This window comes from Oceanobacillus polygoni (assembly GCF_008304605.1).
Taxonomy (GTDB): domain Bacteria; phylum Bacillota; class Bacilli; order Bacillales; family Amphibacillaceae; genus Oceanobacillus; species Oceanobacillus polygoni.
The window spans coordinates 338,899-348,234 of the sequence record NZ_PIJY01000045.1 but is presented as its reverse complement, the minus strand read 5'-3'; the positions used below and the strand labels follow the sequence as shown (position 1 = coordinate 348,234).

The window sequence follows — 9,336 nt, the reverse complement described above, 5'->3', positions numbered from 1 at the left end:
ATTAGAAATCAGCTAAGAGAAGATTATATGGCAGATCAATTAACGTTATTCGAAGAGTTTGACCCATTTACCGGTGAAAAAAATAAGAAAAGATAAGGGATTCTTTAGAATCAGCGAGTAGATGTGGTGCATAAGGGGAAACCATTCAGTGGGCCTTTTAGGCCGAGGCCGGCAAAAGAGGCTTTCAGCCGCAGAACAAACCACCAGTTCACACTGGTGGTTTTGATTTTTACCTAAATGGTGCTAGGCAAATGATCATTTTTACAAACTATTCTCTGCTGGCAAGATATATCAGGATAAACCTGACAAGCTCCGCTACAGCTACAAGTGCTGCTGCTACATAGGTTAACGCTGCAGCATTCAGAACCTTCTTTGTTTCCCGTTCTTCATTATTTCGAATTACACCAGAAGAAACTAATTGTCCCATTGCACGGTTTGATGCATCAAACTCTACAGGAAGTGTAACAAGTTGGAATAATACTGCTGCGGACATAAAGATGATACCAAATAGTACTAAGTTCATAGCTCCTAATATCATACCACCAAGGATCAAGAAAAGGGAGATGTTAGAACCAAAGTTTGCTACTGGTACTAATGCACTTCTAAATTTCAAAAATGCATATTCCTGTTGATCTTGAATAGCATGTCCTACTTCGTGAGCTGCTACAGCAGAGGAAGCCATGGAGCGTCCATCGTATATTCCTTCAGAAAGTTTAATTACTTTATTCCGGGGATCATAGTGGTCAGTAAGTGTTCCTTTTGTTCGTCCGATTTGAACATCGTATAGTCCATTATCATCTAGAATTTTGCGGGCAACTTCAGCACCCGTCATTGCAGATGATGTTGGCTGTTTTGAATACTTTTTGTATGTGCTTTTTACTCTCGATTGCGCCCATAATGGTACGATCATTAATATGGCAATATAAATCAAGTAACTTCCTAAACCCATGTGCATTCCTCCATTAGAAGTTTAAATTACTTTCTAAGGTCAATTTTAGTCAAATTTAATACATTAGTCAACTAATTTATCCTTATTACGTGCTTCTTTTGCTTTTACTTCCGCTCTATATTTTCTCCAACTTACATAGGATAATGTAGCCGTTATACAGCCACCCACAATTATAGCTGCCCAAATAAACGGAGTAATGCCAGATTGCTTTTCAACTATATGTTCAGTATTTCCCACACTCGCTTCAATCCATACGACTCCAAAGTAAATGTTTAACCCTATCCCTATGAGTACCGCAGCTGTGACCCGTACAAGCAGTTTTAATCTGTTTACCATAGAGATCACCTCATATTTTTAGTATTACTTGAAGTGTATGAGGAAAGACCTCGGTATATAACAGTTAAGTTTATAATACTGGATTAATAAGGAGGATAATAAAAACCAAATACGATGATAATCCTCTGCTCTCAAAGCCATTTTACTGACTGCTTGAAACAACCACTCATAGCGATTTTTTTCGAATGGTGAACCAATAGGTGATTAAAATACATAGGATACTTAGCCAGAAGGTAAAATAACCAATTTCATTCATGTACTTCGTGAGAGTTGAATACATTGGCATCATTTCGAATACATAGTCAATAATATCATTATGTAATGTCCAAATTGCAGCAACTGCAAGATGTTTTAATTTAATTTTATAAAACGGTGCATACAAGAGCCCTTGAATTGCCATTCCTGCATGAGAAGCCATCAACATATAACCTTGCCAGCTTAGCGAGCCTTCAATGATTAATGTAAGGAGGTTCATAACAACCGCCCATGTACCATATTTGAGTAGTGTTACAATTGCGAGAGCTTCTATATACGGTATATTTCTACCGAATAGAAAGAACAGCAAAAAAATGGTAAAAAACAAACTTGCGGTTGGGCTATCTGGAACGAAGATGAGAAAAATACTTGGGGTTATGGAAAGCTGTGCCTTATACCAATAATAACCGTAAATGGTACCGAAAAAATTAATGAGAAAAAGACAAAAAATAAATCGCTTGTCTAGTAATATGTATTTAATCATTCTTCTTATCCTTTCCGTCATTCCGATGTAAAAAACACCTTCACCAATTTAAATGGTAAAGGTGTTTTTGAGTAGCGATTATTCAGCTGATTCATTTACTGTAATAATAAAGTCAACTAATTGCTCTAATTCTTCATCCGTACCTTGGAACTGATCTGGTGGCATCGTACCGATTCCATCTACAGCAATTGTAGCGATCTCCTCAGCACTCAGTTCAAGCCCTACTAACGCCGGACCTGCTCCACCCTCTAATTCTGCACCATGACATGCTAAACAGCTATTTTCATAAGCTGCAAAACCAGGGTGGCTATCATCAACGGTTACCTCCGCTGGTGGAATTGGTTTGTTCGCTTCAGCACGACCTTCCCAATCAACATGTGCTGCTGATGTATAGGTTAACCATACAACAGCAACTAACCCAAGTAGCATCATTCCAATTGCAACTGGACGCTGATGCGGTCTACGACCAGGACCATTGTCCAAGAACGGTGCAAGTAATAACGCACCAAATGCAAGCCCTGGAAGGATTAGAATCCCCATTAAAGTCCAGTCTCCACTTGCGAATTCATATTTCAATAGTTCATAAAGGAATAAGAAATACCAATCTGGCAGAGGTATATATGCCGCATCAGTCGGATCGGCCATTCCCTCTAATGGTGATGGATGAGCCAATGTTAAACATAAAAACCCAACTAAAAATACTGCACCAACCAACCATTCTTTTAATAAAAAGTTGGGCCAAAAAGCTTCCGTTCTTCCAGGATACTCAGAATAATCTTTCGGTATATTAGGTTTTCTTTCAGCAGAGATTCGAGAATCTCCGACAAACTTCATACCTTTACCCTTATGCATCACTTACCCTCCTTTTTATAGTGGTCCAGATATACCTTGTCTACGAATTAAAACAAAGTGAATTGCTAATAGTGCAAATAACGCTCCCGGCAGGAAGAATACATGGATTGCAAAGAATCTTGTTAATGTTTGTGCACCAACAATGGTTGCATCTCCAGCCAGTAAAGTTTTCAATTCTTGTCCAATAAATGGAACTTGTTCAGCAATCTCAAGTCCAACTTGTGTTGCGAAATATGCTTTATTATCCCAAGGTAATAAATAACCAGTAAAACCTAAGCCGAGCATAACAAAGAAAATTAATACACCGACCATCCAGTTAAGTTCACGTGGTTTTTTATATGCTCCTTGGAAGAATACGCGTAAGGTATGTAATAATAGCATGACAATTACAACACTGGCACCCCAATGGTGCATACCTCTAACAATCTGCCCATGAGCTACTTCAGTTTGCAGATAATAAACGGACTTCCATGCATTTTCAATATCTGGAACATAATACATGGTTAAGAACATTCCAGAAAGAATTTGAATCACCACAACGAAAAATGTTAAACCACCAAAACAATACACAAAAGCTGAAAAATGATGAGCGGGGTTAACATGTTCTGGCACTTCATGATCTGCAATGTCACGCCATATTGGCGTAATATCAATGCGATCATCAATCCAATCGTATATCTTCTGTAACATTAGTCATTACGCCTCCCCTCTTGGTTTTGGTTCGCCTAGGAATAGCATTCCATCTCTTACTTCTTGCACATATTCGTCTAGAGGAGCTAATGGAGGCGTACCTGGAACGTTGGTACCATCCTTGTAATAGCGTCCATCATGACACGGGCAGAAGTATTCGTTCGGATGCTGGTCACTACCTTCCCATGAAACAACACAACCTAAATGTTTACATACTGGGGAAAAAGCTACAATTTCATCATTTTCATTTCGATAAACCCATGCAGCACGATTTACTTCAGATTCATACCAGCCATCTACTTGATCAATCGTCCAATCGATTCGCTGTGGCTCTTCTGTAATATCGTCGACTGATAAACCTACGTTTGCCATGTCTCCTGCAGAAGATTCTTTTAATACTGGATCAATGGCCATCCTTATTGGAGAAATAAGTAGCCCCGCTGCCATAAATCCCCCTACCCCTGTAAGCGTATAATTTAGAAACTGTCTTCGGGATACTTGCTGTTTTTCATCACTCATGATTTTCCCCCCTCTTTACCTTAATCACGGACAATATCATTTTTAATCAGATTACTAGGACAATACCATGATAGCGCAATCTTTTTATTCGGTCAATATAAAACAATATTCACAAACAAAAGTTGACATATTAACGAAGGATTAATCGGCTACTTTATCTCTATTATTGCCAATATGCACGAATTAACTCTACCATTTGAGCAACTTGCTCACGGACAGTTTTATGCATTTCTTTTGAGTTCAGTTCTCCAGTTTGTACAGCTGGCAGCCATAGCAAGGTACTCTCAAGTTCTTTCTCATACTTTTTCCAACTTGGGTCAAATGTTAAAATAAAGATATGCTTAAAAGGCTGTTCTTTCATTTCTGCTGCCCACATATTCATTCGTGCTATTTCCGTTTGTTTATCTGCTGATTTCAAATAAGAATAATGTGGTGCTAGTAACATTCTGCCGGTTAACTCTTTTTCAAGCTCATGTGAGAGGAGGGTTATCATCTCAGATTGAATAGCAGCTTTTTTCGATTCTTCATCATTTGCAATGCCAAACGGGACTAATGGAAGTACAATTGTATCTATGTATTCTTTACTTTGAACATATGTCTGTAGATCTGCTTTTCTCCATTTCACTGTTTATCACCCTTTCTGTAGCTATATTAGCGTACTATTAATAAATCTTATCTTATATAGACAAAAAAAATCAACCTAAAGCTTAGGTTGATTTTTCAAATTGGCTAATTCTTTTGAAAGTACCAGGAATTTCTCTCGATCCTTTGACTGCAATGCATGATCAATTTCAAGAAGTATTTTTTCTTTTTTATATTGATGCAAAGAGTAATTTAATAGTTGATTAGCAACTTCTTTATCCTGATTTGTAATGTAGTAATCAACAGGGATAAATGGATTTTCTTCTAATACAGATGCATAATAGGAGTTCTGATTAGCATTTTTGAAGTTTAGCTGTAAATATAAGGATTCATCTTGATTAAGCCGGATATCATGGAAAGATTTTTCTGCATCCGTTGTTACAAGATGATCCTTGTAAAAACGAAACGCTACTTCATCGGAACAATGACTTGTCATCATAATTCCTCTTGAACAATACTTTACATCTCTGACAAAATGCACATTCGCTAATAAATCACTATGATTGATTAAATAATTCAGGATCCAGACACTTTCTCGTTTTTTTAGGCGGTAATGATTTAAAAACCATTGAATAAAACTTTTTTTATCTTTGGCAGTGACAGGTGTTATCATCTGTTTTACCCCCCTTTTTAAAGTTTTATTAGAAAACGTTGCATTCGGCAAGCTTTTTGAGTAAATGCTTCCTGGCTGTATAAATTTTACTCACCTAATTCATATGTTTGTTTTAGTCGTGCTAAGTATGCTTCAACATCCTCATCTAGCGGCTGCAAACGAACATAGGATTCAAAAATTGGAATAGCTTCTTTGATTTTCCCATCTTCCGTAAGAAAATAACCAAACTCCTTCAAAAAGTCGCTATCTTGATTTAAATTATTATATGCATCGCGGTAGCTTTTTAATGCATTATCAAACGATTCAATTTCATTAAATGCACGTGCTAGTTCCCAATCATAAAGTGGATCTTCCGCACCTAATCTCTGTGCTTCTGTAATAAGGTCTGTAATATTTATATGTGCTTCGTTCTTTTTAAATAACTCAATTAAGAACAGGATAGCTTCTTTATAATCTGGATCTAATGCGATTGCTTCTCGAGTTAGTTTCTCACTCTCGTCATCCTGTCCTAGCTGGTGCGCGATGGAACCTGTTAGGAAGTAGAGCTCTTTATTGTATTCGTCCATCTCAAGCCCTTTATTTGCAACTTTAAACGCATCCTCTAACAGTCCTTCTTTTTCATAAACCATAGCTAGTTGATAATAGGCCGTATGGTAATATTCGTCGATTTCAATAACATGTTCCCAAGCTTTTATCGCAATATCATTCCGATCCGCTTGATACGCTGTAATTCCATATTTAAATAACCTATCCGCATTTTCATTGCCATCTTCTTTAAAGTAGGATAATGATTTTTCATATTCTCCAGCGGCCGCATAAGATTCACCGAGTCTGTCATCTAGTGAAATATGAGCAACTTCATCCTGTTTTGCTTTAACTTTTTCGTAGTAGGTAATCGCCTTTAAATATTCTCCTATCGAAAAGTATAATTCTCCAAGCGCAAAATCGATAATAACCTCTCCTGGTGCAAGTTGCTTTGCTGTTAATAGCTTTTGTTCGGAGACCTCGAATAACCCTTGTGCTTGATATAAATCAGCTAATTGGATAAGCGCTTGTATATATGCTGCATCTTCCTTCTCTATTTCATTTAAGAGTGTTATCGCTGGTTCGTCTTCCTCCAGTTCAATAAAGATATCTGCCAAAGAAATTTTTAAATCGCTTTCATCCGGATAGATACGCAGTAAGTCTTCTAAAATAAGTCTTGCTTCTTGTAAATATCCCCATTGTCTGTAGATCTCTGCAATCGTATATTTTTCATCATCATTTGCTTTAGATAAATAATCTTCCAATAGTTGGACCGCTTTTTCAGCTTTATTATTTTCTAGTAATTGTACTGCTTCCATAATGGTGTCCACAACGAACATCCTTTCTTAAAAAAACTTACATGAATACTACTAATATTATCATATTGAAATAAATGATTAGTTTAATTATACAATAAAAGCAAAGATGACTGAATAGAAAAGCACACATATCTAATTGTTTTTCTATAAAAGGTTGTTTAGTTAGTATGAGAGGATTCATTTTCTGTCATATAAATTGAAAATTAAAAGAGCCTGCCAAAGCAGACTCTTTGATTATGAGATTGATTCTAAATCATTGAAGAAGTTCGGATACGAAATTGCGATACAACTAGCATCATCAATCGTCACTTCACTATCAGTTATTAGGCTGGCGATTGCTCCCATCATTGCGATACGATGATCATCATAGGAAGCTATTTCTCCCCCATTTAAGGAAGTTTTACCTTTAATGATTAAACCATCCTCTGTCGCGGTAATATCGGCCCCTAATGTAGTTAAAACATCTACTACTGCTGTAATCCGATCTGTTTCCTTTACACGTAATTCTTCTGCATTTTTAATAACTGTCGTACCTTCTGCCTGCGTTGCTAAAAGTGCAATTACCGGAATTTCATCGATTAATCGTGGAATGATTCCCCCTTCGATCGTGATACCTTTTAATGAGCCATGGGCAATTCGAACATTACCAAAAGCTTCCCCACTAACGGAGTGCTCAGCTTCAATTTGAATTTTTGCTCCCATTTTATTTAGCACTTCGATAATACCAGTTCGACTAGGGTTCAAACCTACATTTTTCAGTAAGATTTCACTACCAGGTACGATAGCTCCGGCAACTAGGAAAAATGCAGCAGATGAAATATCCCCCGGTACATGAACATCCGTACCAGTCAATTCACTTTTATTCGTAACAGTAATCGTGTTTCCATCAATTGTTAAATCTGCACCGAAGGCTTTGAGCATATTTTCTGTGTGATTTCGAGTCGGGATCGGCTCCGTAACTTTTGTCTTACCTTCTGCAAATAAACCAGCAAGAAGAACCGCTGATTTAACTTGGGCGCTTTTAACTGGAAGGGTATAGTCGATCCCTTTAATCGTTGTCCCTCTAATCGCTAACGGAAGTAAATTTCCATTTAGTCTGCCATCGATTATTGCTCCCATCTGTCTTAAAGGATTGACTACTCTGTCCATTGGACGTTTAGAAAGTGAGGCGTCCCCATAGATAGTAGTAAAGAAAGGGAGTCCAGCAAGGATTCCTAGCATTAATCTAGTTGTTGTTCCCGAATTACCGAAATCTAAAGGCTGGCTCGGCTCAACTAATCTTGTTATTCCCTTACTTTTAATAATTAAAGTCGTATCTTGAACATCGATATAAACGCCCATTTCTCTGAACGCGTCTACTGTTCTCATACAATCCTCACCATCAAGGAAATGCGTGATTTTTGTTATCCCATTTGCTAACGAACCGAAGATTACTGCTCGATGTGAGATTGATTTATCTCCAGGCACTAATATTTCTCCAGAAAGCGGTTTGTTCAAAGGTTGCAACTTACATTCGCTCACTATATATTCACGTCCTTTATTATATCCATTATTTTTGTATCATCGTTTCATAACCTTTATTCTCTAATAGTTCTAAGCCCGCTAATTGAGCTTTTTTTGTACTGAAGCTCAATCTTAAATGCCCAGTAATATCTTCACGAACTTCGAGAATTTCTATATTTTTAATACTGATTTTCTCTTCGGCAAGTAACTGTACAACTGAAGCAATCGCACCAGGTTGATCCCTAATATCAACATATAAGTCGTAAAAGGCAGGAATTGCCCCTTTTTTCGATTCTGCCAGCCCATCCCGATATAGCTTTGCTTTATTGAGGTATGTAATCATTTCCTCTTTTTTATCATAATCTAGAAGCTGCTTTAAGCCTTTCATCTCTTCAATCCACTCTTGAAGTAATACAGACATTTTATCCCGATTATGATAAAAAATATCCTGCCACAGTGCTGGATTGCTTGATGCAATTCTCGTAATATCTCTGAATCCTCCAGCAGCAAGCTTCGGTAAGAAAGCATGCGTGTTTTCCCATTTTTTAGCTTGGTGGACAAGTGAAGAAGCGATTAAATGCGGAAAATGAGAAACAACGCCTGTCATTTCATCATGCTCATTTGGCATTAAGACAACAAATTTACTTTTCGTATGAACTAAAACGCTTTTCAAAGCTTCGATCTCATTATGCTGGCTTCCATTCGTTGGTGAAAGCACATAGATCGCATTTTCAAATAAATGTGTCTTGGCAGCTTGCACACCTCTTTTATGTGATCCAGCCATCGGATGACCACCAATAAATGTTACATTGTCATCGTTTAATGAACTTGCGGTCTTCAAAATCGCTCCCTTTACAGAAGCTGTATCAGAAATAATCACTTTCCGCTGAAATGAAATCGTCTTGAGTTGGTTCACTAATGCTATTGTTTCAGAGATGGGTGCTGCAAGAAAAATAAAATCCGATTGTTGCGCTGATTCTACAAAGTTAGTGCTTGCTTCATGAATGACTCCGCTTGAAAGCGCAAATTTGAGCGAAGCTTCGTTAAGATCATACCCGATAACATGATGATCACCTGCTTGTGCCATTCCCTTCGCAAGGGAACCTCCAATTAATCCAATGCCTGCTACTAATATCGTCTTTTGCATCCT

Annotated in this window: 11 protein-coding genes and 1 pseudogene; 1 reads left to right on the top strand and 11 read right to left on the bottom strand. The window is 37.5% G+C overall.

What is annotated here, in order from left to right; genetic code table 11:
- Window positions 1–96, top strand: a pseudogene (locus tag F1560_RS20645) (IS200/IS605 family transposase); the annotation flags it as partial.
- Between the two features lie 172 nt (window positions 97–268).
- On the opposite strand, the gene F1560_RS20640 reads toward F1560_RS20645, so the two are convergent.
- From F1560_RS20640 to F1560_RS20590, 11 genes are all read right to left on the bottom strand, one after another.
- Entirely contained in the window at window positions 269–949 is a 681-nt protein-coding gene (locus F1560_RS20640) for a zinc metallopeptidase (protein WP_149476501.1), read from the bottom strand.
- Window positions 950–1,012: 63 nt separating this feature from the next.
- Entirely contained in the window at window positions 1,013–1,285 is a 273-nt protein-coding gene (locus F1560_RS20635; protein ID WP_149476500.1) for a sporulation protein YpjB, read from the bottom strand.
- Window positions 1,286–1,451: 166 nt separating this feature from the next.
- Window positions 1,452–2,024 carry a lipoprotein heptaprenylglyceryl N-acetyltransferase LhaT gene (gene lhaT, locus F1560_RS20630; protein WP_149476499.1) on the bottom strand — a complete coding sequence of 191 codons (573 nt, stop codon included), beginning with the start codon at window positions 2,022–2,024 and terminating at the stop codon, window positions 1,452–1,454.
- Between the two features lie 78 nt (window positions 2,025–2,102).
- Window positions 2,103–2,876, bottom strand: coding sequence for a menaquinol-cytochrome c reductase cytochrome b/c subunit (locus tag F1560_RS20625; protein WP_149476498.1), 774 nt, complete (start codon window positions 2,874–2,876; stop codon window positions 2,103–2,105).
- Window positions 2,877–2,891: 15 nt separating this feature from the next.
- Window positions 2,892–3,566, bottom strand: coding sequence for a menaquinol-cytochrome c reductase cytochrome b subunit (gene qcrB / locus F1560_RS20620; protein ID WP_149476497.1), 675 nt, complete (start codon window positions 3,564–3,566; stop codon window positions 2,892–2,894).
- A 6-nt stretch (window positions 3,567–3,572) separates the two neighbouring features.
- Complete coding sequence (locus F1560_RS20615) at window positions 3,573–4,085, bottom strand: QcrA and Rieske domain-containing protein (protein WP_149476496.1); 513 nt, start codon at window positions 4,083–4,085, stop codon at window positions 3,573–3,575.
- 163 nt (window positions 4,086–4,248) lie between these two features.
- Window positions 4,249–4,710 carry a YpiF family protein gene (locus F1560_RS20610; RefSeq protein WP_149476495.1) on the bottom strand — a complete coding sequence of 154 codons (462 nt, stop codon included), beginning with the start codon at window positions 4,708–4,710 and terminating at the stop codon, window positions 4,249–4,251.
- Between the two features lie 75 nt (window positions 4,711–4,785).
- The gene (locus tag F1560_RS20605; RefSeq protein WP_149476494.1) at window positions 4,786–5,340 is read right to left on the bottom strand and encodes a ReoY family proteolytic degradation factor; all 555 of its coding nucleotides are present in this window, start codon (window positions 5,338–5,340) and stop codon (window positions 4,786–4,788) included.
- Window positions 5,341–5,426: 86 nt separating this feature from the next.
- Complete coding sequence (locus F1560_RS20600; RefSeq protein WP_149476493.1) at window positions 5,427–6,695, bottom strand: tetratricopeptide repeat protein; 1,269 nt, start codon at window positions 6,693–6,695, stop codon at window positions 5,427–5,429.
- A 222-nt stretch (window positions 6,696–6,917) separates the two neighbouring features.
- Window positions 6,918–8,204, bottom strand: a complete 1,287-nt coding sequence (gene aroA, locus F1560_RS20595) for a 3-phosphoshikimate 1-carboxyvinyltransferase (protein WP_149476492.1) — start codon at window positions 8,202–8,204, stop codon at window positions 6,918–6,920.
- A 28-nt stretch (window positions 8,205–8,232) separates the two neighbouring features.
- Window positions 8,233–9,333, bottom strand: a complete 1,101-nt coding sequence (locus F1560_RS20590; protein ID WP_149476491.1) for a prephenate dehydrogenase — start codon at window positions 9,331–9,333, stop codon at window positions 8,233–8,235.
- Window positions 9,334–9,336 lie beyond the last annotated feature (3 nt).